A 26,639-nucleotide genomic window follows, 5' to 3' on the forward strand; every position below is an offset into this window, starting at 1 on the left:
GGTACGACACGCCCGGGATGCAGCCTGGATTTGCCCGTTCAGTCGGGGCCGCGTAACTTATTACTTGTTCGCCCCACAGGGAAGCGGAGAGGCCGAGAGCCTCACCTCCCTCAAGCGGAGAACCACCCTCCACTCCACATCATCTTGAAGCCTTCGGCTTCTCGTCTGTGGATGGGGGTTTCTCACTGCTTCGCACCGTCGAAGACTGAGTCCGGATGCCGGCAACGGCCACGGATCGCTCGGTTTGACAAGCGAGGCGGGAGAGATAAGATAGTGAAGTTGCCCTGCGGGCGAGGCTGAGAGGCTGAGCGGCAGGTGCATCCGATCCTTGAGAACTCAACAGCGTGCACTTGTCAAATGCCAAATAACCTCGTTCCAGCTTCGGCTGGGTGAGATTCCTTTGGATCAATTATTGGATTTGTCAGCATTGACATCCATTTTGGTCAGTTTCAAACTCGCTGCTTCGGTCTTTTTCCGGCCGTGGTATGCAATTTTTCTTTACGGAGAGTTTGATCCTGGCTCAGGATGAACGCTGGCGGCGTGCTTAACACATGCAAGTCGAACGGTGAAGGGGAGCTTGCTTCCTGGATCAGTGGCGAACGGGTGAGTAACACGTGAGCAATCTGCCCCTGACTCTGGGATAAGCGCTGGAAACGGCGTCTAATACTGGATATGAGCTGCGAAGGCATCTTCAGCAGTTGGAAAGATTTTTCGGTCAGGGATGAGCTCGCGGCCTATCAGCTTGTTGGTGAGGTAATGGCTCACCAAGGCGTCGACGGGTAGCCGGCCTGAGAGGGTGACCGGCCACACTGGGACTGAGACACGGCCCAGACTCCTACGGGAGGCAGCAGTGGGGAATATTGCACAATGGGCGGAAGCCTGATGCAGCAACGCCGCGTGAGGGACGACGGCCTTCGGGTTGTAAACCTCTTTTAGCAGGGAAGAAGCGGAAGTGACGGTACCTGCAGAAAAAGCACCGGCTAACTACGTGCCAGCAGCCGCGGTAATACGTAGGGTGCAAGCGTTATCCGGAATTATTGGGCGTAAAGAGCTCGTAGGCGGTTTGTCGCGTCTGCTGTGAAAACCCGAGGCTCAACCTCGGGCCTGCAGTGGGTACGGGCAGACTAGAGTGCGGTAGGGGAGATTGGAATTCCTGGTGTAGCGGTGGAATGCGCAGATATCAGGAGGAACACCGATGGCGAAGGCAGATCTCTGGGCCGTAACTGACGCTGAGGAGCGAAAGGGTGGGGAGCAAACAGGCTTAGATACCCTGGTAGTCCACCCCGTAAACGTTGGGAACTAGTTGTGGGGTCCATTCCACGGATTCCGTGACGCAGCTAACGCATTAAGTTCCCCGCCTGGGGAGTACGGCCGCAAGGCTAAAACTCAAAGGAATTGACGGGGACCCGCACAAGCGGCGGAGCATGCGGATTAATTCGATGCAACGCGAAGAACCTTACCAAGGCTTGACATATAGAGGAAACGGCTGGAAACAGTCGCCCCGCAAGGTCTCTATACAGGTGGTGCATGGTTGTCGTCAGCTCGTGTCGTGAGATGTTGGGTTAAGTCCCGCAACGAGCGCAACCCTCGTTCTATGTTGCCAGCACGTAATGGTGGGAACTCATGGGATACTGCCGGGGTCAACTCGGAGGAAGGTGGGGATGACGTCAAATCATCATGCCCCTTATGTCTTGGGCTTCACGCATGCTACAATGGCCGGTACAAAGGGCTGCAATACCGTGAGGTGGAGCGAATCCCAAAAAGCCGGTCCCAGTTCGGATTGAGGTCTGCAACTCGACCTCATGAAGTCGGAGTCGCTAGTAATCGCAGATCAGCAACGCTGCGGTGAATACGTTCCCGGGTCTTGTACACACCGCCCGTCAAGTCATGAAAGTCGGTAACACCTGAAGCCGGTGGCCTAACCCTTGTGGAGGGAGCCGTCGAAGGTGGGATCGGTAATTAGGACTAAGTCGTAACAAGGTAGCCGTACCGGAAGGTGCGGCTGGATCACCTCCTTTCTAAGGAGCATCTGGCACTCTCGGGTGTCCAGGCGCCGGATCAGGATCGAATGTGTCCTGCCGGTCAGCTCATGGGTGGAACATTTGACGAGGCTCTCATCGGGGTATCTCGGGTCTAGTACGCAGCTTCGGCTGGTGGAACGGTCTGGGGTGGTCGGGTGGGGGCATGCACGCTGTTGGGTCCTGAGGGACCGGGTGCGTCTGACCTTCGGGTCGGGCGTGGCTGACTCTCAGGGCCTTTTCTGCGCCGGCTTGGTTGCTGGTGGCGGGGAGGGTACCGCCCGTACTTTGAGAACTACACAGTGGACGCGAGCATCTTCGAGCTGATCTTCGGATCGGTTCGGTTAGATGATCTTAAAGATCATTAGTCAATTTCGATTGACGATTCGAACTCATGTGATTTCAAGTCTTTAAGAGCAAACGGTGGATGCCTTGGCATCTGGAGCCGAAGAAGGACGTAGCAATCTGCGATAAGCCTCGGGGAGTGGATAAGCACACTGTGATCCGAGGGTGTCCGAATGGGGAAACCCCGCTGGGCGGCGTGCCGACCCAGTGACTCCCGCCTGAATATATAGGGCGGGTAGAGGGAACGTGGGGAAGTGAAACATCTCAGTACCCACAGGAAGAGAAAGCAACCGCGATTCCGTTAGTAGTGGCGAGCGAAACCGGAACAGGCTAAACCGAGTACGTGTGATATCCGGCAGGAGTTGCGTATTCGGGGTTGTGGGACTTTTCTGGTTGTTCTGCCGAGCAGCCGGCGTTACAAGAAGGTATAGACGAACCGCATTGAAAGGCGGGTCAGAGAGGGTGCCAACCCCGTAGTCGAAATGCCTCTCTTGGCGTGAAGAGTATCCCAAGTAGCACGGGGCCCGAGAAATCCCGTGTGAATCTGTCAGGACCACCTGATAAGCCTAAATACTCCCAGATGACCGATAGCGGACAAGTACCGTGAGGGAAAGGTGAAAAGTACCCCGGGAGGGGAGTGAAATAGTACCTGAAACCGTTTGCTTACAAACCGTTGGAGCCTCCTTAGCAGGGGTGACAGCGTGCCTTTTGAAGAATGAGCCTGCGAGTTAGCGATACGTGGCGAGGTTAACCCGAGTGGGGTAGCCGTAGCGAAAGCGAGTCTGAATAGGGCGATTCAGTCGCGTGTCCTAGACCCGAAGCGAAGTGATCTATCCATGGCCAGGCTGAAGCGACGGTAAGACGTCGTGGAGGGCCGAACCCACTTAGGTTGAAAACTGAGGGGATGAGCTGTGGATAGGGGTGAAAGGCCAATCAAACTTCGTGATAGCTGGTTCTCTCCGAAATGCATTTAGGTGCAGCGTTGCGTGTTTCTTGCCGGAGGTAGAGCTACTGGATGGCCGATGGGCCCCACCAGGTTACTGACGTCAGCCAAACTCCGAATGCCGGTAAGTGAGAGCGCAGCAGTGAGACTGTGGGGGATAAGCTTCATAGTCGAGAGGGAAACAACCCAGACCACCAACTAAGGTCCCTAAGCGCGTGCTAAGTGGGAAAGGATGTGGAGTTGCTCAGACAACCAGGAGGTTGGCTTAGAAGCAGCCACCCTTGAAAGAGTGCGTAATAGCTCACTGGTCAAGTGATTCCGCGCCGACAATGTAACGGGGCTCAAGCACGCCACCGAAGTTGTGGCATTGACATTATTGGTAGGCCTTCGTGGTCCAGCCGTGTTGATGGGTAGGAGAGCGTCGTGTGGCCGGTGAAGCGGCGGGGTGACCCAGCCGTGGAGGCTACACGAGTGAGAATGCAGGCATGAGTAGCGAAAGACGTGTGAGAAACACGTCCTCCGAAAGACCAAGGGTTCCAGGGTCAAGCTAATCTTCCCTGGGTAAGTCGGGACCTAAGGCGAGGCCGACAGGCGTAGTCGATGGACAACGGGTTGATATTCCCGTACCGGCGAAGAACCGCCCCAATCAATCCAGTGGTGCTAAGTGCCCGAATCCTGCGGTATCGATCCCTTCGGGGTGAGAGCTGCAGGGCTAGCGCACGACCCCATGCTGGTGCGGTTAGCGTATTAACAGGTGTGACGCAGGAAGGTAGCCCAACCCGGGCGATGGTTGTCCCGGGGCAAGTGCGTAGGCCGAGCGATAGGCAAATCCGTCGCTCATACAGGCTGAGACACGATGCGGATGAAAAGTGGGTGATCCTATGCTGCCAAGAAAAGCATCGACGCGAGGTTCCAGCCGCCCGTACCCCAAACCGACTCAGGTGGTCAGGTAGAGAATACCAAGGAGATCGAGAGAATCGTGGTTAAGGAACTCGGCAAAATGCCCCCGTAACTTCGGGAGAAGGGGGGCCTTCGGCGTATTAGGACTTGCTCCGAAAGCGTTTGGAGGCCGCAGAGACTAGTGGGTAGCGACTGTTTACTAAAAACACAGGTCCGTGCCAAGTCGCAAGACGATGTATACGGACTGACGCCTGCCCGGTGCTGGAAGGTTAAGAGGACGGGTTAGCCGCAAGGCGAAGCTCAGAATTTAAGCCCCAGTAAACGGCGGTGGTAACTATAACCATCCTAAGGTAGCGAAATTCCTTGTCGGGTAAGTTCCGACCTGCACGAATGGCGTAACGACTTCCCAACTGTCTCAACCGCGAACTCGGCGAAATTGCATTACGAGTAAAGATGCTCGTTACGCGCAGCAGGACGGAAAGACCCCGTGACCTTTACTACAGCTTGGTATTGGTGTTCGGTGTGGCTTGTGTAGGATAGGTGGGAGACTATGAAGCGGTGACGCCAGTTACCGTGGAGTCATTGTTGAAATACCACTCTGGTCACTCTGGATGTCTAACTTAGAACCGTAATCCGGTTCAGGGACAGTGCCTGGTGGGTAGTTTAACTGGGGCGGTTGCCTCCCAAAAAGTAACGGAGGCGCCCAAAGGTTCCCTCAACCTGGTTGGCAATCAGGTGTCGAGTGTAAGTGCACAAGGGAGCTTGACTGTGAGACTGACAGGTCGAGCAGGGACGAAAGTCGGGACTAGTGATCCGGCAGTGGCTTGTGGAAGCGCTGTCGCTCAACGGATAAAAGGTACCTCGGGGATAACAGGCTGATCTTGCCCAAGAGTCCATATCGACGGCATGGTTTGGCACCTCGATGTCGGCTCGTCGCATCCTGGGGCTGGAGTAGGTCCCAAGGGTTGGGCTGTTCGCCCATTAAAGCGGTACGCGAGCTGGGTTTAGAACGTCGTGAGACAGTTCGGTCCCTATCCGCTGCGCGCGTAGGAAGTTTGAGAGGATCTGACCCTAGTACGAGAGGACCGGGTTGGACGAACCTCTGGTGTGTCAGTTGTTCCGCCAGGAGCACCGCTGATTAGCTACGTTCGGGATGGATAACCGCTGAAAGCATCTAAGCGGGAAGCCGGCCTCAAGATGAGACTTCCATACCCTACGGGGTGAGAGGCTCCCAGCCAGACTACTGGGTTGATAGGCCAGATGTGGAAGTGCAGCAATGCATGCAGCTGACTGGTACTAATAAGCCGATGACTTGATAACACTTCCGTTCGAATGAACGATGCTTGCGTCCACTGAGTGGTTCTCGATGTACGGTCGAGAACCGCACCACCAACTTCTTCGTTGATGGTGCTGACTGAAACATCAATAGTGTTTCGGCGGCCATAGCGAGAGGGAAACGCCCGGTCCCATTCCGAACCCGGAAGCTAAGCCTCTCAGCGCCGATGGTACTGCAGGGGCGACCCTGTGGGAGAGTAGGACACCGCCGGACTTCCATTACCGAAATGGCCACCCAACGCAGGGTGGCCATTTCGCGTTAACGCGATGGATTGCCCACAAGGCGCCCACGGGGAAGGATCGAAGAATGGCAGATCAGAAGCCAGCTGACGACGAGCGTGCGCGGAAGCCGCGCGCGGAGCACCGATCCTCGAGCGGAGCGTCCGCTGCTCCGGGCAAGAAGTCCTACGCGAAGCACGACGGCCCGAAGAAGCCGTACGTGAAGCGCGACGGCGATTCGAAGCCGTACGGCAAGCGCGACAACGGCTCCAAGCCGTACCCGAAGCGCGAGGGTGACCGGAAGCCGTACGGACAGCGCGACAGCGATTCCACGCCGTATGCGCGTCGAGACGACGGCCGCAAGCCGTATCCGAAGCGCGACGGCGACTCCAAGCCGTATCCGAAGCGCGATGGCGATTCGAAGCCCTATCCCCGTCGGGAGGGCGACTCCAAGCCCTACTCCAAGCGCGATGGCGATTCGAAGCCGTATGGCCGTCGCGACGGAGACTCCAAGCCCTACGCTCGCCGCGACGGCGATGTACGGCCTTACCCGAAGCGAGATGGCGATTCGAAGCCGTACGCGCGTCGAGACGACGGCCGCAAGCCGTACCCCAAGCGGGATGGTGACGCGAAGCCGTACGCCCGGCGGGACGGAGACTCCAAGCCGTACGCGAGGCGCGACGGAGACTCCAAGCCGTACGCGAGGCGCGACGGTGACTCCAAGCCGTACGCCCGGCGCGACGGCGAGTCTCGTCCGTATGTGCGGCAGGACGGTGGCAAGAAGCCGTACGGCGGTGCGTCTCGGCCGACGCGCGGCGGGGCGGACCGACCCGATCGCTCGACGCGTCCGGAGGAGAACCGATCGGTGCGGCCGCGCCACGATGACCCGGTCATCCCCGAGGAGATCACGGCGAAGGATCTCCACCCGAGTGCCCGCAACGAGCTCAAGACGCTGAGCAAGGAGAACGCCGAGCAGGTCGCTCGTCACCTCGCGATGGCCTCTCAGCTCATCGACGAGGACCCCGAGCTCGCGCACCAGCATGCGCTCTCGGCATCCCGTCGTGCCGGGCGCATCGCCGTCGTCCGCGAGACCCTCGCGATCACCGCCTACGCGACCGGCGACTATGCGCTTGCGCTGCGGGAGCTGCGGACGTACCGCCGCATCTCGGGGAGCGACGACCAGATCGCCCTCATGGTCGACAGCGAGCGCGGCGTCGGACGCCCCGACAAGGCGCTCGAGGTCGGGCGTGCCGTCGACCGTGCCGAGCTGCCCGTCGCCGTGCGCGTCGAGCTCGCGATCGCGATGTCCGGCGCGCGTCTCGACCTCGGCGAGCCGGAGCGCGCCCTGGCAGAACTCGACATCCCCGAGCTCGACCCCTCACGCGCCTTCGAGTGGAGCCCCGCGCTCTTCGCCGCCCGGGCGACGGTGCTGGAGGAGCTCGGGCGTGACGACGAGGCGCACGAGTGGCACCGGCGTGCTGTCGTCGCGGCGGATGCCCTGGACGAGGCATCCGGTGCCGGCGATCTCGAGACGATCGTCGTCGAGGAGGTCTTCGAGGATTCCGGGGAGGAAGACGTCGACTCCGTGGCTGTTCCGATCGAGGACTCCGAGCCCGACGACGCGCACGAGGACGAGCGCGACCACGAGGCCGAGTCCGAGCCCGACGTCGCCGACGAGCGCCCCGGGGAGGACGACGAGCTGACGGTCGAGGACGAGGTGCGCGAGCTGCTCGAGGAAGCGGGAGTCGACGAGGACGCCGACGAGGACCGCGCCTGATGGCGCTGTTCGGCCGCCGCTCGCCGGAGAGCGCACCGCTCGAGGGCGTCGATGTCGTCCTGGCCGACCTCGACGGGGTCGTGTACGCCGGCGCCGGAGCACTCCCGCACGCGGTGGACAGCCTCAACCGCGCCCGTGACGGCCGACGACTCGGCTACATCACGAACAACGCGTCGCGCACGGATGCCTCGGTCGCGGCGCACCTGAGCGAGCTGGGGCTTCCGACGGCGCCGAGCGACGTGGTCACGAGCCCGCAGGCCGCGATGCGGCTCCTGGTCACCCTCGTGCCGGCCGGTTCAACCGTGCTCGTCGTCGGCGGCGACGGCCTCGTGAGCGAGGTCGAGAAGGCCGGGTTCGTCGTGACGCGCAGCGCCGACGACGCGCCGGCGGCCGTCGTCCAGGGCTTCGCCCCCGAGGTCGGCTGGCTGCAGCTGGCCGAGGCGGCCTACGCGCTGAAGGTTCCGGAGGACGAGGGCGGCATCCCCTGGATCGCCACCAACACCGACTGGACCATCCCCCAGGCGCGCGGCATCGCCCCGGGAAACGGCACGCTCGTCTCGGCCGTGCACACGGCTGTGGGACGGCTGGCGACCGTCGCGGGAAAGCCGGAGACGCCGATCTTCGACGAGGCCGTCGCCCGCTTCGGGGCGCAAAGCCCGCTGTTCCTCGGCGACCGGCTCGACACCGACATCATCGGTGCCAACCGGGCCGGCGTGCCCTCGGCGCTCGTGCTCACGGGGATCGATCGCCCCAAGCACGTGCTGGCAGCGGCATCCGATTCACAGCCGACGTATCTGCTCGCCGACCTGCGCGAGCTGCACGAGCCGTATCCCGAGGCGCGTGTGCGCGACGGCGCCGTGACCGTCCGAGGCGCGAGCGTGCGGATCGAGGGAGCCGACATCCGGATCCTGTCCGAGGGCGATCGCCCCATTGATCTGCTCAGGGCCGGGGCGAAGGCGATCTGGGACTCCGGTCGCGCGATCTACGGCTTCCGGGTGCCTGAGCGGCTCTACGCGGATCCGTTCCATCGGCCGTAGGCCTCCGGGCCTTGTCGCGGGCGGACCGTATCCTGAGTCGTATGGATCACCCCGACCCGCAGTCCGACGCGCGCGCGGACCTCGTCTCGGCGCTCGAAGTCATCGAGGACCAGCCGCTGCACACCCGCGCCGCGGCGTACGAGGCGCTCAACGAATCGCTCGCGCGGCAGCTCGACTCGGGGCCCACCGTGGCGCGCGCATGAGCCCACGCCTCGACGCCGCCCTCGCGGAGCGCGGGCTCGCGCGATCGCGCACGCACGCCGCATCCCTCATCTCCGAAGGACTCGTGACCGTCGACGGCCGCGTCGTCGTGAAGGCGTCGGCTGCCGTGACGGACGAGTCCGTCCTCGTCGTCGCGGGGGCCGACCACTACGTGAGCCGTGCGGCGCACAAGCTCATCACCGGCCTCGACGCGTTCGGCGTGGATCCGCGTGGACGGGTCGCCCTCGACATGGGCGCGTCGACCGGGGGATTCACCCAGGTGCTGCGTGAGCGCGGGGCCGAGCCGGTCATCGCGGTCGATGTCGGTCACGATCAGCTCGCCCCGAGCATCGCGGCCGACGGGGGCGTGCGAGCGGTCGAGGGCTTCAACGTGCGCTACATGACGCCGGCGTCGCTCGCCGAGGCGAGTGGCGTCGCCGAGGCGCCGTCGCTCGTGACGGGCGACCTCTCGTTCATCTCGCTTCCACTCGTGCTTCCCGCCGCCGCGGAGGTCGCGGCGCCCGGCGCCGATCTGGTGCTCCTCATCAAGCCGCAGTTCGAGGTGGGGCGCACCGCCGTCAAGGGCGGGCTCGTGACCGATCCGACGCTTCGCGCCGACGCCGTCGCGGGCGTGCTGTGGGCGGCGTGGGACCTCGGGCTCGGCACGCTCGGCATCGTCTCCTCCCCGATCGCCGGAACGCACGGGAACTCCGAGTACGTGGCCCATCTCGCGCCGGGCCGCGGAAGCAATCCGACAGAATGGTTGAGCACCGTGAACCGACTGGCGGGAGCCCGATGACCCACCCAGAGCGCAGCATCCTCGTGGTGGCGCACGCCCATCGCGACGAGACCGTCGACGCGGCCCGACGCGTCATCGCGGCGCTTCGCGAAGCGGGCGCGCGCGCCGTGCTGGCGCCCGAGGACGTCGCCGAGCTCGGGCCGTCCATCGCCGACCTCGGCGAAGTGGCGACGCTCGGTGCCGACGTCCCCGTCGAGGAGGTCGAGCTCGCCATCGTGCTCGGCGGTGACGGCACGATCCTCCGCGCCGCCGAACTGGTGCGCGAAGGGACGGCCCCCGTCCTCGGCATCAACATGGGCCACGTCGGATTCCTCGCCGAGATCGAGCGCGACGACATGGACGACGCCGTGCGGCGCGTCATCGACCGCGACTACCGGGTCGAGGAGCGCATGGCGCTGCACGTGCGGGTGAAGGACGACGCCGACCACGTCGTCTACGAGACGTGGGCCCTCAACGAGGCGACGGTCGAGAAGGCGAGCCGCGAGCGGCTGCTCGAGGTCGTCATCGAGGTCGACGGCCGCCCGCTGTCGTCGTTCGGCTGCGACGGGATGGTCGTGTCCACCCCGACGGGATCCACCGCCTACAACTTCTCGGCGGGAGGGCCTGTCATCTGGCCCACCGTCGAGGCGATCTCGGTCGTGCCGCTGTCGGCGCACGCCCTGTTCGCGAAGCCTCTCGTCGTCGGCCCTGAACACACGGTGGCGATCGAGGTGCTGCGGCGCAACCAGGGCACCGGCGTGCTGTGGTGCGACGGGCGGCGCTCGCACGACCTTCCCCGGGGCGCGCGCGTCGTCGTGCGGCGGTCGGATCGTCCCGTGCGTCTGGCGCGACTGCATCCCGCCGCCTTCACCGACCGGCTCGTGCGCAAGTTCCGCCTCCCCGTGGAGGGCTGGCGCGGTCCTTCGGCGCTCACGGCGCCCGTGCGCACCGCGCCGGGGGAGTCCGGCCTGTGATCGAGGAGATGCGCCTGCGCGACCTCGGCGTCATCGCCGAGGCGACGCTGCCCATCGGCCCGGGCTTCACCGCCATCACGGGTGAGACCGGTGCCGGCAAGACGATGGTCGTCACGGGGCTCGGGCTGCTGCTCGGTCAGCGCGCCGACTCCGGCGCCGTCCGGGCGGGCGCGCCGCAGGCGTCGGTCGACGGGGTGTGGCTCGTCCCCGAGAACGGCCCTGTCGCCGAGCGCGTGCGCGAAGCCGGTGGAGACCTCGAGCCGCTGGGCGACGAGCGGGCGGAGCTGTTCCTCGGGCGCACCATCTCGAGCGAGGGCCGCAGCCGCGCCACCGTCGGGGGCCGCAACGCTCCGGCGGGCGTGCTGTCCGATCTCGCGGACGAGCTCGTCGTCGTGCACGGCCAGTCCGATCAGCTGCGGCTGCGGTCGGCCGGGGCTCAGCGCGACGCGCTCGACCGCTTCGGCGGCGCACCCGTGCAGACAGCCCTCGAGGCCTACCGCACGGCGTACGAGCACTGGCGCGACGTCGACCGCGAGCTGCAGACGATCACGACCGACCGCGACGCCCGCGCGCGCGAGGCCGCCGAGCTGCGCGCCGCGATCGCCGAGATCGAGCAGGCCGCACCCGTCGCGGGGGAGGATGCCGATCTCTCCGTGCGGGCCGAGCGACTCGCCAACGCCGAGGAGCTGCGGATCGCCGCCGCCACGGCGCACGACGCGCTGTCGGGCGAGGGCGACGAGCCCGACGCCGGCGCACTGCTCGCCGAGGCGCGTCGCGCGCTGGAGCGGGCATCCGATCCTCAGCTCGAAGACCTCGCGAACCAGGCGGCCGAGCTCGGCTACCGCGTCGCCGATCTCGCGGCATCGCTCGCGGCGTACCTCGCCGATCTCGACGAGTCGGGTCCCCACGAACTCGCCGCCGTGGAGGAGCGCCGGGCGGTCGTGAACGGACTCGTCCGCGCCCACGGCTCGCTCGACGCGGCGATCGCGCTGCTCGAGACGGGCTCGGCGCGCCTCGCCGAGCTCGACGACGACGGCGACCGCATCGAGCGTCTGACGGCGCAACGGGATGCCGCGGCATCCGCTCTCGACGAGACCGCCGCGGCGCTCACCGCCGCCCGCCTCGCCGCGGCCGAGCGGCTGGGAGAGCAGGTCACGACGGAGATGCGGGATCTCGCGATGCCCGACGCCCGCGTGGTCGTCGCGGTCACGCCGGGCGCGGAGTCGAGCCACGGGCGCGACGATGTCGCGATCCTCCTCGCGCCGCACCCGGGCTCCGAGCCGCGACCGGTCTCGCGCAGCGCGTCGGGCGGGGAGCTCAGCCGCGTCATGCTCGCGATCGAGGTCGTCATCGCGAGCGTCGACCCCGTGCCGACCTTCGTCTTCGATGAGGTGGATGCCGGCATCGGCGGCGCCGCCGCGATCGAGGTCGGGCGGCGGCTCGCGCGGCTGGCCGAGGCATCCCAGGTCATCGCCGTGACGCACCTCGCGCAGGTCGCCGCGTTCGCGACCAACCACCTCACGGTCGTGAAGGCCAACGACGGCTCGGTCACGGCGTCCGATGTGCGACGCCTCGACGGCGCCGATCGCGAGGCCGAGATGGCGCGTCTGCTCTCGGGGATGCCCGACTCCGACGCCGCGCTGACACACGCCCGCGAGTTGCTCAGCCTTCGCACGGCAGCGCGCTGATAGGATAAAAGCCCGTGATGCAGACTTCTGGCGCAGCGGGTACGACGACTTCGAACGACACCACCAAGCACATCTTCGTGACGGGTGGTGTCGTTTCCTCGTTGGGCAAGGGTCTCACCGCCGCGAGCCTCGGGAATCTCCTCACCGCACGCGGGCTCCGGGTCGTCATGCAGAAGCTCGACCCGTACCTCAACGTCGACCCGGGGACGATGAACCCGTTCCAGCACGGCGAGGTCTTCGTGACCGACGACGGCGCCGAGACCGACCTCGACATCGGGCACTACGAGCGGTTCCTCGACATCGAGCTGAGCCAGGCCGCCAACGTCACGACCGGCCAGATCTACTCGCAGGTGATCGCGCGCGAGCGCCGCGGCGAGTACCTCGGCGACACGGTGCAGGTCATCCCGCACATCACCGACGAGATCAAGCGGCGCATGCGCCTGCAGGCCGACGAGACGCCCAAGCCCGACGTCATCATCACCGAGATCGGCGGCACGGTCGGCGACATCGAGTCGCAGCCGTTCATCGAGTCGGCGCGCCAGATCCGTCACGAGCTGGGCCGCCAGAACGTCTTCTTCGTGCACGTCTCGCTCGTGCCGTTCATGGGCGCGTCCGGCGAGCAGAAGACCAAGCCGACGCAGCACTCCGTCGCGGCCCTGCGCTCGATCGGCATCCAGCCCGACGCGCTCGTGCTCCGCAGCGACCGCCCTGTGACCGAGTCGAACAAGCGCAAGATCGCGCTCATGTGCGACGTCGACGAGGACGCCGTCGTCAACGCGGTCGACGTGCCGTCGATCTATGACATCCCCTCGATGCTCAACGAGCAGGGCCTCGACGCCTACATCGTGCGGGCGCTCGGTCTCGGCAAGGCGAACGACGTCGACTGGTCTCGCTGGCAGCGCGTGCTCAACGCCGTGCACAACCCCAAGCACGAGGTCACGATCGGTCTCGTCGGCAAGTACATCGACCTTCCGGATGCCTACCTCAGCGTCACCGAGGCGCTCAAGGCCGGCGGCTTCGCGCAGGAGACGCACGTCAACATCCGCTGGATCCCCTCGGACGAGTGCGAGACCCCCGAGGGCGCCGAGCGCGCGCTCGCGCCGCTCGACGGCATCGTGATCCCCGGCGGCTTCGGCATCCGCGGCATCGAGGGCAAGATCGGCGCCCTGAAGTTCGCACGCGAGCAGGGCATCCCGACGCTCGGCATCTGCCTCGGCTTGCAGTGCATCGTGATCGAGTACGCGCGCCACGTCGCCGGCATCGAGGGCGCGTCGTCGAGCGAGTTCGACCCCGACACGACGCACCCCGTCATCGCGACGATGGAGGAGCAGATCGACATCCTCGAGGCGGGCGACATGGGCGGCACGATGCGCCTCGGCCTGTACCCCGCGGCCCTGGCCGAGGGGTCGATCGCGGCCGAGGTCTACGGCGCCACGACGGCGTCGGAGCGCCACCGCCACCGCTACGAGGTGAACAACCGCTACCGCGACCAGATCGCGGAGGCGGGGCTGCTGTTCTCGGGCATCAACCCGGACCTCGACCTCGTCGAGTACGTCGAGCTGCCGCGCGACGTGCACCCGTACTACATCGCGACGCAGGCGCACCCCGAGCTGCGCTCGCGCCCGACGAACGCGAACCCGCTGTTCCGCGGTCTGGTCGGCGCCGCGCTCGAGCGGCACCGCGCGAGCGAGCTGTTCGACGTCGAGGACGACGAGCAGGAAGCGACGCTCGCGGCGCAGGGATCGGCCGCGTGACCGCACCGTTCGACGCCCTCCGCGACGAGCCGGTCGAGGTCGACGTCACGGCGAGCGACGTCGTCTTCGACGGCATCGTGTGGGACGTGCGCAGCGATCGCTTCCGCTACAACGGCGACGAGCTGACGCGTCAGTACGTCGAGCACCCCGGGGCGGCGGCCATCGTCGCCGTCGACGACCGGGAGCGCGTGCTGCTCATCCAGCAGTACCGGCATCCCGTGCGCCATCGCGACTGGGAGGTGCCGGCGGGCCTGCTCGACATCGCGGGGGAGAGTCCGCTCGAGACGGCGAAGCGCGAGCTGAAGGAAGAGGCCGACCTCGAGGCGGCCGAGTGGCAGGAGCTCGTGAGCATCTTCACGACGCCCGGCGGCAACGACGAGGTCGTGCATCTCTTCCTCGCCCGCGGTCTCACGCCTCTGGCCGAGGCGCACGCACGCGAGGCGGAGGAGGCCGACATCCGCATCGAGTGGGTGCCGCTTCAGGACGTCGTGACCGCGGTCCTCGAGGGGCGCATGCGCAACGGCATCCTGACCGCCGGGGTGCTCGCGGCAGCGGAGAAGCTCCGGCGAGGCTGAGGCGATGCGGCTCGAGCGCGCGGTCGACGCCTACCTGCGGCACATCTCGATCGAGCGCGGCCTGTCGGACAACACCGTCGACGCGTATCGGCGCGACCTCGCGGGCTACGTCGAGTGGCTCGCCGGGCGAGGCATCGGGGACTCGGATGCCGTGACCCCGGAACTCGTGTCCCAGTTCGCCGCCGACCGCGCGACGGCGGAGCCCCCGCCCGCGGCATCCAGTCTCGCCCGCCTGCAATCGTCGGTGCGCGGACTCCACCGCTTCCTCGCGCGCGAGGGTATCGAGACCGCCGATCCGTCGGCGCGGCTGCGCCCGCCGAAGCTGCCGCAGCGGCTTCCGAAGGCGCTCACGATCGACCAGGTCGAGCGGCTGCTGGATGCCTCGGGCCCGGCGCCCGGCGGTCCTTCAACGGGCTCCGGCGCCGGTGGTGGCGGCGGCGTCGAGCTCACCGGCATCCGGGATCGTGCCCTGCTCGAGCTGCTGTACGCGACAGGCGCGCGCGTCTCGGAGGCCGTGCAGCTCGACGTCGACGACGTGTCGCACGGCGACGTGCTGCGCGTGCGCGGCAAGGGGTCGAAGGAGCGCATCGTTCCCGTCGGCTCGTACGCGCGAACCGCGATCGACGCCTACCTCACCCGCGCGAGGCCCGAGCTGTCGCGGAGGGGGAGGGCCACGCCGCGGCTGTTCCTCGGCGCGCGGGGGGCGCCGCTCTCGCGGCAGAGCGCGTGGCTCGTCATCCAGCAGGCGGCCGAGCGGGCGCAGCTCACGGCGCACGTGTCGCCGCACACGCTGCGTCACTCGTTCGCGACGCATCTGCTGCAGGGCGGCGCCGACGTGCGCGTCGTGCAGGAGCTGCTCGGGCACGCGTCGGTCGCGACGACGCAGATCTACACGCATGTCTCGGTCGACGCGCTGCGCGACGTGTACGTCACCTCTCACCCACGCGCGCGGTGAGGCGCGGCATCCCGTTCCCGCGCGCTGACCTCGAGCCGATGTCTCGTCGAGCACGCGATTCGCGGACATTCGTGAAGTCTCGCGGGCGGGGCCCGGCCGCGTGGATAGAATCGACCGGATAACCGTGAGAGCAGGAGATTCGGTGGCGGGCACAAGGACGGGCGCAGCAAAGGCCTCGGCAGAGGACACGCCCATCGGCCCCACCGGGCGTCCCTATCAGGGCTTTCCCACGCCGCCCAAGCTCTCCGGTCACGGGCCGGCCCGCATCATCGCGCTGTGCAACCAGAAGGGCGGCGTCGGCAAGACGACGACGACCATCAACCTCGCGGCCGCGCTCGCCGGTTACGACCGCAAGGTGCTGGCGGTCGACTTCGACCCGCAGGGCGCGCTCACCGCGGGGCTCGGCATCCAGGCCCATGACGTGCCGACCGTGTACGACCTGCTCATCGACGCGAAGCGCGATCCGCACGACACGATCGTGCACTCGAACGTGCCGAACCTCGACGTCATCCCCGCCAACATCGACCTGTCGGCGGCCGAGGTTCAGCTCGTCAACGAGGTCGCCCGCGAGACGATCCTCTCGCGCGTGCTGCGCAAGCTGGCACCCGAGTACGACGTCATCCTGATCGACTGCCAGCCGTCGCTCGGGCTCCTGACCGTCAACGCGCTCACGGCGAGCCACGGCGTCATCATCCCGCTCGAGTGCGAGTTCTTCGCCCTCCGCGGCGTCGCGCTGCTCATCGAGACGATCGACAAGGTGCGCGACCGCCTCAACCCGACCATCACGCTCGACGGCCTGCTCGCGACGATGTACGACCCGCGCACGCTGCACTCGCGCGAAGTGCTCGAGCGGGTGGTCGAGGCCTTCGGCGACGACGTGCTCGAGACCGTCATCGGGCGCACGGTGAAGTTCCCGGATGCCTCGGTCTCGGGTGTGCCGATCACCGACTTCGCGCCCGAGCACGCCGCCGCCCAGGCCTATCTGCGGCTGGCGCGGGAGCTGGTCGCCCGTGGCGCCGTCGCCTGACGAGGAGCCCAGCGCGAGCGGTGACGACCGCGGGTTCCGGGTCTCGCTCGGAGTGTTCGACGGGCCGTTCGACCTGCTCCTGACGCTCATCTCCAAGCACGAGCTCGACATCACCGAGGTCTCGCTGTCGAAGGTGACCGACGAGTTCATCTCGTACCTGCGCGAGCTCGATCCCGACGAGGAGCTGGAGGAGGCGTCGGAGTTCCTCGTCGTCGCCGCGACGCTGCTCGACATGAAGGTCGCGGGGCTCCTGCCGCAGGGGGAGCTCGTCGACGCCGAGTCCGTCGCGCTGCTCGAAGCGCGCGACCTGCTCTTCGCGCGACTCCTGCAGTACCGCGCCTTCAAAGAGGTCTCGGCGTGGTTCGAGCGCTGCATCCGTCGCGAAGACCGCCGCCACACGCGCTCGGTGCGCCTCGACGCGAAGTACCGCAAGGCGGTGCCCGAACTCGTGTGGACCCTCAGCGTCGACGACTTCGCCGCCCTCGCGATCCTCGCGTTCACACCGAAGGAGATCCCGAGCGTCGGGCTCGACCACCTGCACGCGCCGCTCGTGAGCATCCGCGAGCAGGCCGCCGTCGTCGTGACGCTGCTGCGCTCGGCGGGGAGCCTCAGCTTCCGCGAGCTCGTCGCCGGCGTCACGCAGACGGGGGTCGTCGTGGCCCGCTTCCTCTCCGTCCTGGAGCTGTACCGCCACGCCGCGCTGTCGTTCGAGCAGCTCGAGCCGCTCGGCGAACTCACCCTGCGCTGGACCGCCGAGCGGTGGTCCGACGAGAATCTCGCGACCCTGGGGGCCGACTATGACCGATGACTGTTCGACAGGCTCAGGGCAGGCCCGTCCGCTGGATGCCGCCGCCTCGGTGGCACGTCGGCTCGAGGCGATCCTGCTCGTCGTCGAAGAGCCGCAGAGCCTCGTGAGCCTCGCGACCGCCGTCGGCTCGCCCGTGCCCGCCGTGCGGCAGGCGATCGAATCGCTCGTCGAGGACTACGACGGCCTGGCCGGCGGACCGCGCCGGGGCTTCGAGCTGCGCGAGGTCGGCGGCGGCTGGCGGCTGTACGTCCGCGAGGAGCACGACGACCTGGTGTCGGAGTTCGTGAACGCGCAGGCGCCGTCCCGCCTCTCGCAGGCAGCCCTCGAGACGCTTGCCGTGATCGCCTACAAGCAGCCGGTGACGCGCGGGCAGGTGGCATCCATCCGTGCCGTCAACGTGGACTCCGTCGTCCGGACGTTGCTCGCACGCGGCCTCATCACGGAGGTGTTCGCGGATGCCGAGACCGGCGCCATCCACTACGGCACGACCGACGCGCTCCTCGTGAACCTGGGCATCAACTCGCTCGACGAGCTGCCGCACATCTCGCCGCTGCTCGACGACGGCGCCGATGGATTCGAGGAGGGTGTTCGATGACCGTGGTCCCCGAGCCGGCGGAAGGCGTCCGCCTGCAGAAGGTGCTCGCCAACGCGGGCGTCGCCTCGCGCCGCGTGGCGGAAGATCTCATCGTCGCGGGACGCGTGCGCGTCAACGGCAAGGTCGTGACCGAGCTCGGCTCGCGCATCGACCCCGAGAACGACCTCGTCGACGTCGACGGCACGGCCGTGCAGCTCGACCAGTCGAAGCGCTACGTCATGCTCAACAAGCCGCGCGGCGTCGTGAGCTCGATGAAGGACGAGCGGGGCCGACCCGACCTGCGTCGGTTCACGGACGACTGGCCCGAGCGGCTGTACAACGTCGGACGCCTGGATGCCGACACGAGCGGTCTCCTCGTGCTCACGAACGACGGCGAGCTCGCGCACGTGCTGGCGCACCCGTCCTTCGGCGTGACGAAGGTGTACATCGCGAAGGTCGAGGGCCGGGTCTCCCCGCAGACGATCCAGCGCCTCACGAAGGGGGTCGAGCTGGAGGACGGACCGATCGCGGCAGACAAGGCGCGGCTGCTCTCGAGCTCGGCGGAGGGTGGCGGGTCTCTCGTCGAGCTGACGCTTCACTCGGGCCGCAACCGCATCGTGCGCCGCATGATGGCCGAGGTGGGGCATCCCGTCGTGGAGCTCGTGCGGCGGCAGTTCGGCCCGCTGCACCTGGGAACCCTCCCAGTCGGGCGGGCACGCGAGTTGACTAAGGTGGAACGCGGCGCGCTGCTGACTCTCGCGCGCCGTGACAGCGGCGCGGTCGACGATTCCTCGCGCCAGGCGACCGACGCGTCGCCGGGGGACCAGGAGACACGGTGAGCGATTCCACGGGCGCGCTCTCTGCCCGCGTGCAGGGAACGGTGCGCATCGTCGGCGCCGGCCTGCTCGGATCGAGCATCGGGCACGCGCTCAGCGGGAACGGCGTCGACGTCGCGCTCGACGACACGTCGCCAGCTCAGCTGCGCCTCGCGATCGACTACGGCGCGGGCCGGGCCGCGCGCGAGGACGACGCTCCATCGCTCGTGGTCGTGGCGGTGCCGCCCGACGTCACGGCCGACGTCATCGAGCGCGAGCTCGCGCGCTTCCCGCACGCCGTCGTGACCGACGTCGCGAGCGTCAAGCTCGAGCCGCTGCGCACGCTTCGCGACCGGGGCGTCGACCTGCGCCGGTACATCGGATCGCACCCGCTCGCGGGGCGCGAGCGCGGGGGCGCCATCGCGGCGCGTGCCGACATCTTCATCGGGCGGCCGTGGGTCGTCTGCCGTGACGGCGAGACGTCCGCCTCCGATCTCGCGCTCGTGGAAGGGCTCGCCCTCGACCTCGGCGCCACGCCGATCGAGATGACGCCCGAGGAGCACGACCGCTCGGTCGCGCTGGTGTCGCACGTCCCGCAGCTCGTCGCGAGCCTGCTCGCCGGACGTTTCGTCGACGCCTCCGACGGATCGCTGCGCCTCGCCGGCCAGGGCGTCCGCGACACCACCCGCATCGCGGCATCCGCTCCCGAGCTGTGGGTGCAGATCCTCGGCGCGAACTCGGCACCCGTCGTCGACGTGCTCGACGCGCTGGCCGCCGACCTCGCGTCGGTCGCGGACGCGCTTCGCGACCCCGAGGTTCCCGGTGCGCGACGCGCCGTGGCCGACACGATCCGCCGCGGCAACGACGGCGTCGAGCGACTCCCCGGCAAGCACGGCCAGGATCGCCGCTTCGAGAGCCTCGTCGTCATGGTCGACGACCGGCCCGGACAGCTCGGCCGCCTCTTCGGCGAGCTGGGCGAGCTGGGCGTCAACGTGGAGGACCTGCGGCTCGAGCATTCGCCCGGCGCGCAGTTCGGCCTCGCCGAGATCTCGGTCGTGCCGAGCGCCGTGCGCGGCGCCATCGAAGGGCTCGAGGCCCGTGGCTGGAGGATTGCGAGTGTCAATGACTGAGCCTTCGACAAGCTCAGGGCAGGCCACTTCGACAAGCTCAGGGCAGACCACTTCGACGAGCTCAGGCACCGTGTTCAAGAGGCCCGCCGTCGCGCCCGCCCAGCCCGTCGTCGTCGCGATCGACGGCCCCGCCGGCAGCGGCAAGTCGAGCGTCGCCAAGCAGACCGCCCGCGAGCTGGGATACGGCTACCTCGACACCGGCGCCGCCTACCGGGCGCTCGCGTGGCACGCCCTCGAACACCGGGCCGACACGTCGGACGCGGCGGCCGTCCTCGACGTGGCGGGCGACTTCGACTACTCCATCTCGCTCGACCCCGACGCGTACTGGGTGCGCGTCGGCGCGACGGACGTCACGGACGCGATCCGCGAGCCGAGGGTGACGGATGCCGTGAGCGGCGTCGCCCGCGTCCCTCCCGTGCGGGAGTCGGTCAACGCGCTCTTCCGCTCGCTCGTCGCCCGCTCGGGTCGGCCCGGCGTCGTCGTCGAGGGCCGCGACATCACGACCGTCGTCGCCCCCGATGCGCCCGTGCGCATTCTGCTGACGGCCGCCCCCGAGGTGCGCGCCGCACGTCGCAGCGCCGAGCTCACCTCGCACGACGCGGCGGCGGTCGCCGATGCCCTGCACCGCCGTGATGCATCCGATTCGAAGGTCGTCGATTTCCTGACGGCCGCGCCCGGGGTGACGGTCGTCGACTCGACCCACCTCGACTTCGACCAGACCGTGGCCGCCGTCCTCGACGTCGTCCGCGGGGCGCTCGGCGAGGCCTCCGGGCCTCGGGAAGGAGAGAGCGCCTGATGGGTGCTGAAGACGAAGAGTACGAGGGTGCGCCCGACCAGCTGGCCGAGAAGCTCGCCGACCTCGACGAGCAGCTCGCCGAGCAGCGCGCCGAGACCCTGCGCGCGTCGCTGACCGACTACGAGCTGGACGACGAGGATGCCGCGCTCCTCGCCGGCGTGACGCTCGGCGAGGACGGGATCGAGTTCCTCCCCGCGCTTCCGGTCGTCGCGATCGTGGGCCGGCCCAACGTCGGCAAGTCGGCGCTCGTCAACCGCATCCTGGGTCGCCGCGAGGCGGTCGTCGAGGACACCCCCGGCGTCACGCGCGACCGCGTGACGTACAAGGCGGAGTGGATGAACCGCCGCTTCACGCTCGTCGACACGGGCGGCTGGGAGCCCGACGCGCGCGGCATCGATCGTTCCGTCGCGGCGCAGGCCGAGGTCGCGATCGACCTCTCCGATGTCGTGCTGTTCGTGGTCGACGCGATGGTCGGCGCGACCTCGACCGACGAGCACGTCGTGAAGCTCCTCCGCAAGAGCGGCAAGCCCGTGTTCCTCGTCGCCAACAAGATCGACGATGCGCGCCAGGAGCCCGAGGCCGCGGCGCTGTGGAACCTGGGCCTCGACCAGCCCTGGCCGGTCTCGGCGATCCACGGCCGCGGCGTCGCCGACCTCCTCGACGAGATCATGAAGGTGCTTCCCGAGATCTCGGCCGTCGCGAAGCAGGAGATCGGCGGGCCGCGCCGCGTCGCCATCCTGGGCCGCCCGAACGTCGGCAAGTCGTCGCTGCTCAACAAGGCGGCGGGGGAGGAGCGCGTCGTCGTCAACGAGCTCGCGGGCACGACGCGCGATCCGGTCGACGAGATCGTCGAGCTCGGCGGCAAGCTGTGGCGCTTCGTCGACACGGCCGGCATCCGCCGTCGCGTGCATCTCTCGCAGGGCGCCGACTTCTACGCGTCGCTGCGCACGTCGGCCGCGCTCGAGAAGGCCGAGGTCGCCGTCGTCGTGCTCGATGTGAGTGAGACGCTGAGCGAGCAGGACATCCGCATCATCGACCTCGTCCTCGAGTCGGGCCGCGCGCTCGTGCTGGCGTTCAACAAGTGGGATCGCCTGAACGACGACGACATGGAGAACATCGACCGCCGGCGCTACCTCGAGCGGGAGATCGAGCAGGATCTCGCGCACGTGTCGTGGGCCCCGCGCGTCAACATCTCGGCGCGCACGGGCCGTCACCTCGACAAGCTCGTGCCGGCGCTCGAGACGGCGCTCGAGTCGTGGGATCAGCGCATCCCGACCGGCAAGTTCAACGCCTTCCTGGCCGAGCTCGTCGCCGAGCACCCGCACCCTGTGCGGGGCGGCAAGCAGCCGCGCATCCTGTTCGGCACGCAGGCATCCACTCGTCCGCCGACTTTCGTGCTGTTCACGACGGGCTTCCTCGACGCGGGCTACCGGCGCTTCATCCAGCGCCGCCTGCGCGAGCTCTACGGCTTCGAGGGCTCGCCGATCGTCATCAACATGCGGGTGCGCGAGAAGAAGCAGCGCTGACCCGGAGGGCTCTCGTCACGCGATGTCACGGGCGAGAGCCGGCGCCGCCCCCGTGTGACAGGCTGGACGGGTGACCATCGAGACTCCCGCACCCGGTGAGCCGCGCCGTCCCCACGGTCCGCGCGACCCGGGCGACGCGTGGGTCGTCGCCCCCGACGGGAGCCGCTACTGGGGCCGTTTCGGCGCCGCGGGCCTGCTCGCGCTCGACGACGACAAGGGCGTGCTGCTGCAGCACCGCGTGTCGTGGAGTCACTTCGGCGACACGTGGGCGCTCCCCGGGGGTGCCCGGCACGAGGGCGAGTCCGCGTGCGACGGAGCCCTTCGCGAAGCGAAGGAAGAGGCGGGGGTTCCGGATGCCGCCGTCCGGCCGCGCCTGCTCAGCGTGCTCGACCTCGGATACTGGAGCTACACGACCCTTGTCGGAGACGTCGTGGCGCCCTTCGATCCGAAGATCAGCGATCCCGAGAGCCACGAGCTGGCGTGGGTCGCGCCCGCCGAGGTCGATGACCGGCCGCTCCACCCCGGCTTCGAGTCGTCGTGGAGCGAACTGGAGCCGCTGCTCACCGTGCGTCCCGCGATCGTCGTCGACGCAGCCAACGTCGTCGGGTCGGTGCCCGACGGCTGGTGGCGCGACCGCGCGGGGGCCGCTGCGCGGCTCATCGACAGGATCGCCTCGCTGCTCGGTACCGGCATACCCGCTGCGTCCATCGATCTTCCCGCGCACACCTGGTTTCCGGAGTGGGTCGTGGTCGTCGAGGGCCAGGCGCGCGGGGTCGACGCTGCGGACGGCGTCGAGGTCGTCGACGCCGACGGCTCGGGCGATGACGCGATCGTCCGCGAGACGTCGCGCCTCATCGCGGCGGGCCGGACGGTGACGGTCGTGACGAGCGATCGCGAGCTGAGCGAGCGGGTTCGGGATGTCGGAGCCGCCGTCCGAGGGACGCGCTGGCTGCTCGACCTGCTGCCCTGAGCGTCAGTCGTCGGACTCGCGCCCGCGCAGGCGATCGATCTCGCGCCGCTCGCGCTTCGTCGGGCGCCCCGCGCCGCGATCGCGCACGGGGACGAAGGCCGTGAGCTCCCGCGGCGGCGGAGGGGGCGTCTTGTCCTCGACGGCTTCGGCCGCCACGGCCGCTCCGACGCGCTTCGTGATGGGCTGCTTCACGACGAGGATGCGGTCGAATCCCGAGATCCGGACGCGGAGCTCGTCGCCGGGCCTCACAGGCTGCGCGGCCTTGGCGCGCTCCCCGTTCACGCGGACGTGTCCCGCCCGGCAGGCGGTCGTCGCCGCCGAGCGGGTCTTGTAGACCCGGACCGCCCACAGCCAGGCATCCACTCGGGCAGTACCGGTCATCCCTGGACCGCCTCCGAGCGTGTGGTGACCGACGCCAGCCGCGCGGCGATCACGACGCCGGCCGCGATGAGCCCCTGCCCCAGGCAGTACGTCACCATGACGACCGGGTCGGTCCACGACGGCACGGCGTCGGGCACGAACAGCAGGAACGCCAGCACCGTGTCGGACGCGAGGAAGAAGGCGCCGCCCCACGCGATGAGCGGATGACAGCGGGATGCCGCGGCCGCTGTGCCGCCGAGCACGAGGCCGTAGATCGCGACCGGGATCAGGAGAGCGCCGAGAGCGGGCCAGAGCACGGCGAGCAGGACGATCCACCACAGCCCGTACACCGCCGACCAGACGGGGAGCCGCCGCACCGACAGGACCCGCCAGAAGAGCCAGATGTAGCAGAGGTGCGCGAGGCCGAAGCAGAGCAGCATCATCGGCAGCTCGGGCGCGAACGGGAAGAGGGTGCCGGCGTCGTCGCCGAGCCAGGAGAAGGCGAGGGCCATGAACAGAAGCGTGTAGGGCCGGCCCCAGTCGGAGCCGCGTCCCGCGACGAACACCGCCAGCACAAGGGCCGGCATCAGGAGCAGCTTGGACGGTGCGGCGACGGCATCGGCGCCGACCGCGAGGGCGGCGATGTGGACCAGCGCGACGACGGTGTACAGCGCGAAGCCCCACCAGCGCACGCGGGGAAGGGAGGACACGGCCTCCATCGTAGGCGCGTAGGCGGAGCCGGTCAGGCGAGCTCGAGCGCGACGATCGGCCGGTCGGGTTTGGGACGCGCGATCTCCCGGAAGCCCGCGCCCGTGAACGTCGACAGGACGCCGTGGAACAGGTCGTTGGGCGACTTCGCACCCGCGGCGACATCGACCGGGTAGCCCTCGATGGCGCGCGCCCCCTGTCGCCTGGCATAGTCGACGGCGACGTCGAGCAGCTTCGCGGTGAGTCCTGCGCTGCGATGCTCGCGCCGCACGACGAAGCAGCTCACGACCCAGACCGAGTCGTCGTCGAGCGGCTCCTGCGTCGCCGCCTTGATGATGCGCGTACGACCCAGGCGAGGCTGACGTGTTCGCGGTCCGACGCGCACCCAGCCCGCGGCTTCGCCGTCGACGTAGGCGACGAATCCGGGCGGTGGCCCTGCGGCGATCTCCCTCTCGAACAGCTCTCTGCGCTCAGGCTGGCTCGTGCGGCTGAACTCCGCGTTCGTCAATGTGAACCACTGACACTGGCAGCCGCGCCCGTCGCCGCCGCCGTCGAACGCGTGCTGCACGTCGTCGAAGCGGTCGGAGGTCGCGGGCTCGATCGTGATGGTCGACATGCGCGCGACGCTACGCGCGGCCTCCGACACCGGCACGCGCGTCGCCCCCTCGGTTCGCGACCGGTCGTCGAAACGGGTAGGATGGGGGAGTTGTCCGCACGTCGGGCAGCGGGATGTGGCGCAGCTTGGTAGCGCACTTGACTGGGGGTCAAGGGGTCGCAGGTTCAAATCCTGTCATCCCGACCGGAAAGTCCCGGGAACCTAAGGGTTCCCGGGACTTCTTAGTTGGTGAAACTTGACCACGTCATCGCAATGCCATCTTTTTGACCGCTACAGCGCCGGATCTCGGCGCAAGCGCTCGGGTGGCTCGTCTTCATTCCGGTTGCTTCCGAACGGTGGGGCGACGTCGTACGCACCGACTGGGTATGGACGCCATCGACACCGCGACCCTCGAGCTCTGGGGGCTGGAGCGACTCCTCAGCATCAACGAGGTCGCGGCATACCTCCGCGTCTCGGTATCGACGATCTACGAGTGGCGGATGAAAGGCGATGCGCCGGAGGCTCACCGCTATGGCAAGCACCTGACCTTCGCGGCGTCGGATGTGCGCGCGTGGGTCGATGCGCACCGCGAGTCGGGCGCACGTTCGCCGGCCGATCAGCGGTGACACGATGAGCCGCGCACGTCTCGCCATCGGCACGTTCGGCGAGATCGGGTTCCTCGAGGCTGAGCATGGCCGCGTGATCGCCAGGGCGCGGTATCGCGATTGGGATGGCCGAACCAGGCTTGTGCAGGTCACCGCAGAAACGCGCGCGCTCGCCGAGCATGCGCTGAAGGTGAAACTGTCGACGAGGAGCCTGTTCCAGCCCTCGACCTCCGTTCTTACTCCCGACAGCCTGTTCTCGCATCTTGTCGACTACTGGCTTGACGACGTGGATCAGGAGGGGCGGCTATCGACGACCACACGCCAGTTGTACGAGCGCAACATGCGGACCCTCGTCATGCCGGCGCTCGGCAATCTGACGCTGCGTGAGATCGGCGTCGCACGTTGCGATCAACTGCTCAAGCAGCTGAACAAGCGAAGCTATAGCCGAGCGAAGCATGCCCGCGTCGTGCTCCGCCTGGCATTCGGCCTCGCCGTACGCCACGAAGTCTTGCCGCGCAATCCGATGGACCATGTCGCTCGACTGCACCGGAAATCGAGTACGCCGGATGCGCTGACCTCGGTTGAGGTGACCGCGATCCGCACGGCGATCGCGGTCTGGGAGGGAGGCCGCGCGATCTCCGGGCCCAAGCCGGACGGGCAGCTGGGCGGAATCGTGGAGGTCATGCTCGGAACGTCTGCGCGCATCGGTGAGGTGCTCGCGATTCGACGCAGGGATATCGAGATCACGAGTGCGGTTCCCTCGATTCGCATAGCCGGCACGATCGTCAGCAACAGGGGCGAGCCCACACAACGGCAGGACCATCCGAAGACCGCCAAGTCGCGGCGCACTGTGGCGATTCCGACGTTCACGGCCGAGGCCGTTCGTCGGCGGTTGGCCAGTCTGAGCGATCCGTCGCTCGACGCACTGCTCTTCTGCAGCAGGGAGGGCACTCCGTTGACGACCAACAACGTGCGCCGCCAGCTGCGACGAGTGATGGATATCGCCGGCATCACCGGCGTCACGCCGCACGCATTCCGTCGCACGGTCGCGACCGCCATCAATGAACGGGCCGGCGTCGAGCTCGCGGCGGAATTGCTGGGCCATACCGATCCGAAGATCACCGTGCAGCACTACATCCGGCGCAACGAGATGGTGAATCCCGCCACCGCCGAGATGCTCGACCGCGCGTTCGCCAAGGATCGGCCCACGTGAGAACGATGGTCGA

Annotated in this window: 22 protein-coding genes, 1 tRNA gene and 3 rRNA genes; 23 read left to right on the forward strand and 3 right to left on the reverse strand. The window is 67.7% G+C overall.

Annotated elements, in window-relative coordinates; all coding sequences use genetic code 11:
• Nucleotides 1-497: 497 nt before the first annotated feature.
• The 20 genes from AAIB33_RS03385 (at nt 498) to AAIB33_RS03480 (ending at nt 23,145) form a co-directional block, all read left to right on the forward strand.
• Nucleotides 498-2,018, forward strand: a 16S ribosomal RNA gene (locus AAIB33_RS03385).
• 400 nt (nt 2,019-2,418) lie between these two features.
• Nucleotides 2,419-5,526: ribosomal RNA gene (locus tag AAIB33_RS03390) — 23S ribosomal RNA — on the forward strand.
• Between the two features lie 112 nt (nt 5,527-5,638).
• Nucleotides 5,639-5,755 (forward strand): 5S ribosomal RNA (gene rrf, locus AAIB33_RS03395).
• The 16S, 23S and 5S rRNA genes sit together here, the layout of an rRNA operon.
• A 93-nt stretch (nt 5,756-5,848) precedes the next feature.
• Nucleotides 5,849-7,537, forward strand: coding sequence for a primosomal protein (locus tag AAIB33_RS03400; protein WP_345802157.1), 1,689 nt, complete (start codon nt 5,849-5,851; stop codon nt 7,535-7,537).
• A complete protein-coding gene (locus tag AAIB33_RS03405; RefSeq protein WP_345802158.1) occupies nt 7,537-8,574 on the forward strand; it encodes an HAD-IIA family hydrolase in 1,038 nt (345 codons plus the stop codon). Before AAIB33_RS03400 ends, AAIB33_RS03405 begins: the two co-directional genes overlap by 1 nt.
• A 41-nt stretch (nt 8,575-8,615) precedes the next feature.
• A complete protein-coding gene (locus AAIB33_RS03410) occupies nt 8,616-8,777 on the forward strand; it encodes a hypothetical protein (RefSeq protein WP_345802159.1) in 162 nt (53 codons plus the stop codon).
• The gene (locus AAIB33_RS03415) at nt 8,774-9,574 is read left to right on the forward strand and encodes a TlyA family RNA methyltransferase (protein WP_345802160.1); all 801 of its coding nucleotides are present in this window, start codon (nt 8,774-8,776) and stop codon (nt 9,572-9,574) included. Before AAIB33_RS03410 ends, AAIB33_RS03415 begins: the two co-directional genes overlap by 4 nt.
• Complete coding sequence (locus AAIB33_RS03420; protein WP_345802161.1) at nt 9,571-10,527, forward strand: NAD kinase; 957 nt, start codon at nt 9,571-9,573, stop codon at nt 10,525-10,527. Before AAIB33_RS03415 ends, AAIB33_RS03420 begins: the two co-directional genes overlap by 4 nt.
• Nucleotides 10,524-12,215 (forward strand): DNA repair protein RecN, encoded by a 1,692-nt coding sequence (recN, locus tag AAIB33_RS03425; RefSeq protein ID WP_345802162.1) that lies wholly within the window; start codon nt 10,524-10,526, stop codon nt 12,213-12,215. Before AAIB33_RS03420 ends, recN begins: the two co-directional genes overlap by 4 nt.
• Nucleotides 12,216-12,232: 17 nt before the next feature.
• Nucleotides 12,233-13,969, forward strand: coding sequence for a CTP synthase (locus tag AAIB33_RS03430; RefSeq protein WP_345803367.1), 1,737 nt, complete (start codon nt 12,233-12,235; stop codon nt 13,967-13,969).
• Nucleotides 13,966-14,544 carry an NUDIX hydrolase gene (locus AAIB33_RS03435; RefSeq protein WP_345802163.1) on the forward strand — a complete coding sequence of 193 codons (579 nt, stop codon included), beginning with the start codon at nt 13,966-13,968 and terminating at the stop codon, nt 14,542-14,544. The genes AAIB33_RS03430 and AAIB33_RS03435 overlap by 4 nt, the downstream gene beginning before the upstream one ends.
• Nucleotides 14,545-14,548: 4 nt before the next feature.
• Nucleotides 14,549-15,499, forward strand: coding sequence for a site-specific tyrosine recombinase XerD (gene xerD, locus AAIB33_RS03440; protein WP_345802164.1), 951 nt, complete (start codon nt 14,549-14,551; stop codon nt 15,497-15,499).
• 142 nt (nt 15,500-15,641) lie between these two features.
• On the forward strand, nt 15,642-16,526 hold the full coding sequence (locus AAIB33_RS03445; RefSeq protein WP_345802165.1) for a ParA family protein: 885 nt from the start codon (nt 15,642-15,644) through the stop codon (nt 16,524-16,526).
• Nucleotides 16,510-17,334, forward strand: a complete 825-nt coding sequence (locus tag AAIB33_RS03450) for a segregation/condensation protein A (protein ID WP_345802166.1) — start codon at nt 16,510-16,512, stop codon at nt 17,332-17,334. The genes AAIB33_RS03445 and AAIB33_RS03450 overlap by 17 nt, the downstream gene beginning before the upstream one ends.
• On the forward strand, nt 17,324-17,929 hold the full coding sequence (gene scpB / locus AAIB33_RS03455) for an SMC-Scp complex subunit ScpB (protein WP_345802167.1): 606 nt from the start codon (nt 17,324-17,326) through the stop codon (nt 17,927-17,929). Before AAIB33_RS03450 ends, scpB begins: the two co-directional genes overlap by 11 nt.
• Nucleotides 17,926-18,747 carry a pseudouridine synthase gene (locus AAIB33_RS03460; RefSeq protein WP_345802168.1) on the forward strand — a complete coding sequence of 274 codons (822 nt, stop codon included), beginning with the start codon at nt 17,926-17,928 and terminating at the stop codon, nt 18,745-18,747. The genes scpB and AAIB33_RS03460 overlap by 4 nt, the downstream gene beginning before the upstream one ends.
• Entirely contained in the window at nt 18,744-19,853 is a 1,110-nt protein-coding gene (locus AAIB33_RS03465; RefSeq protein ID WP_345802169.1) for a prephenate dehydrogenase, read from the forward strand. The genes AAIB33_RS03460 and AAIB33_RS03465 overlap by 4 nt, the downstream gene beginning before the upstream one ends.
• 70 nt (nt 19,854-19,923) lie before the next feature.
• Complete coding sequence (gene cmk / locus AAIB33_RS03470; RefSeq protein WP_345802170.1) at nt 19,924-20,649, forward strand: (d)CMP kinase; 726 nt, start codon at nt 19,924-19,926, stop codon at nt 20,647-20,649.
• Nucleotides 20,649-22,175, forward strand: a complete 1,527-nt coding sequence (gene der, locus AAIB33_RS03475) for a ribosome biogenesis GTPase Der (protein WP_345802171.1) — start codon at nt 20,649-20,651, stop codon at nt 22,173-22,175. The genes cmk and der overlap by 1 nt, the downstream gene beginning before the upstream one ends.
• A gap of 70 nt (nt 22,176-22,245) precedes the next feature.
• On the forward strand, nt 22,246-23,145 hold the full coding sequence (locus tag AAIB33_RS03480) for an NUDIX domain-containing protein (RefSeq protein WP_345802172.1): 900 nt from the start codon (nt 22,246-22,248) through the stop codon (nt 23,143-23,145).
• A gap of 3 nt (nt 23,146-23,148) precedes the next feature.
• On the opposite strand, the gene AAIB33_RS03485 is transcribed toward AAIB33_RS03480, so the two are convergent.
• The 3 genes from AAIB33_RS03485 to AAIB33_RS03495 are packed head-to-tail and all read right to left on the reverse strand — an operon-like array spanning nt 23,149 to nt 24,829.
• Nucleotides 23,149-23,526, reverse strand: a complete 378-nt coding sequence (locus AAIB33_RS03485; protein ID WP_345802173.1) for a S4 domain-containing protein — start codon at nt 23,524-23,526, stop codon at nt 23,149-23,151.
• The gene (locus AAIB33_RS03490; RefSeq protein WP_345802174.1) at nt 23,523-24,215 is read right to left on the reverse strand and encodes a lysoplasmalogenase; all 693 of its coding nucleotides are present in this window, start codon (nt 24,213-24,215) and stop codon (nt 23,523-23,525) included. Before AAIB33_RS03490 ends, AAIB33_RS03485 begins: the two co-directional genes overlap by 4 nt.
• Before the next feature lie 32 nt (nt 24,216-24,247).
• Nucleotides 24,248-24,829: a GNAT family N-acetyltransferase gene (locus AAIB33_RS03495; protein WP_345802175.1), complete on the reverse strand. Its 582-nt coding sequence runs from the start codon at nt 24,827-24,829 to the stop codon at nt 24,248-24,250.
• A 109-nt stretch (nt 24,830-24,938) separates the two neighbouring features.
• Here AAIB33_RS03495 and AAIB33_RS03500 point away from each other — a divergent pair.
• From AAIB33_RS03500 to AAIB33_RS03510, 3 genes are all read left to right on the forward strand, one after another.
• Nucleotides 24,939-25,012, forward strand: a tRNA-Pro gene (locus AAIB33_RS03500).
• A gap of 182 nt (nt 25,013-25,194) precedes the next feature.
• Nucleotides 25,195-25,434, forward strand: a complete 240-nt coding sequence (locus tag AAIB33_RS03505; RefSeq protein ID WP_345802176.1) for a helix-turn-helix domain-containing protein — start codon at nt 25,195-25,197, stop codon at nt 25,432-25,434.
• Between the two features lie 4 nt (nt 25,435-25,438).
• Nucleotides 25,439-26,626 carry a tyrosine-type recombinase/integrase gene (locus AAIB33_RS03510; protein ID WP_345802177.1) on the forward strand — a complete coding sequence of 396 codons (1,188 nt, stop codon included), beginning with the start codon at nt 25,439-25,441 and terminating at the stop codon, nt 26,624-26,626.
• Nucleotides 26,627-26,639: the final 13 nt, after the last annotated feature.

This window comes from Microbacterium sp. AZCO, from assembly GCF_039614715.1.
Taxonomy (GTDB): Bacteria; Actinomycetota; Actinomycetes; order Actinomycetales; family Microbacteriaceae; genus Microbacterium.

What these genes read in the sequence shown, in the direction of transcription:
- AAIB33_RS03400 (WP_345802157.1), top strand. Translation starts at nt 5,849, where the DNA reads ATGGCAGATCAGAAGCCAGCTGACGACGAGCGTGCGCGGAAGCCGCGC.
- AAIB33_RS03405 (WP_345802158.1), top strand. Translation starts at nt 7,537, where the DNA reads ATGGCGCTGTTCGGCCGCCGCTCGCCGGAGAGCGCACCGCTCGAGGGC.
- AAIB33_RS03410 (WP_345802159.1), top strand. Translation starts at nt 8,616, where the DNA reads ATGGATCACCCCGACCCGCAGTCCGACGCGCGCGCGGACCTCGTCTCG.
- AAIB33_RS03415 (WP_345802160.1), top strand. Translation starts at nt 8,774, where the DNA reads ATGAGCCCACGCCTCGACGCCGCCCTCGCGGAGCGCGGGCTCGCGCGA.
- AAIB33_RS03420 (WP_345802161.1), top strand. Translation starts at nt 9,571, where the DNA reads ATGACCCACCCAGAGCGCAGCATCCTCGTGGTGGCGCACGCCCATCGC.
- AAIB33_RS03430 (WP_345803367.1), top strand. Translation starts at nt 12,233, where the DNA reads ATGCAGACTTCTGGCGCAGCGGGTACGACGACTTCGAACGACACCACC.
- xerD (WP_345802164.1), top strand. Translation starts at nt 14,549, where the DNA reads ATGCGGCTCGAGCGCGCGGTCGACGCCTACCTGCGGCACATCTCGATC.
- scpB (WP_345802167.1), top strand. Translation starts at nt 17,324, where the DNA reads ATGACCGATGACTGTTCGACAGGCTCAGGGCAGGCCCGTCCGCTGGAT.
- AAIB33_RS03460 (WP_345802168.1), top strand. Translation starts at nt 17,926, where the DNA reads ATGACCGTGGTCCCCGAGCCGGCGGAAGGCGTCCGCCTGCAGAAGGTG.
- der (WP_345802171.1), top strand. Translation starts at nt 20,649, where the DNA reads ATGGGTGCTGAAGACGAAGAGTACGAGGGTGCGCCCGACCAGCTGGCC.
- AAIB33_RS03485 (WP_345802173.1), bottom strand. Translation starts at nt 23,526, where the DNA reads ATGACCGGTACTGCCCGAGTGGATGCCTGGCTGTGGGCGGTCCGGGTC.
- AAIB33_RS03495 (WP_345802175.1), bottom strand. Translation starts at nt 24,829, where the DNA reads ATGTCGACCATCACGATCGAGCCCGCGACCTCCGACCGCTTCGACGAC.
- AAIB33_RS03505 (WP_345802176.1), top strand. Translation starts at nt 25,195, where the DNA reads ATGGACGCCATCGACACCGCGACCCTCGAGCTCTGGGGGCTGGAGCGA.
- AAIB33_RS03510 (WP_345802177.1), top strand. Translation starts at nt 25,439, where the DNA reads ATGAGCCGCGCACGTCTCGCCATCGGCACGTTCGGCGAGATCGGGTTC.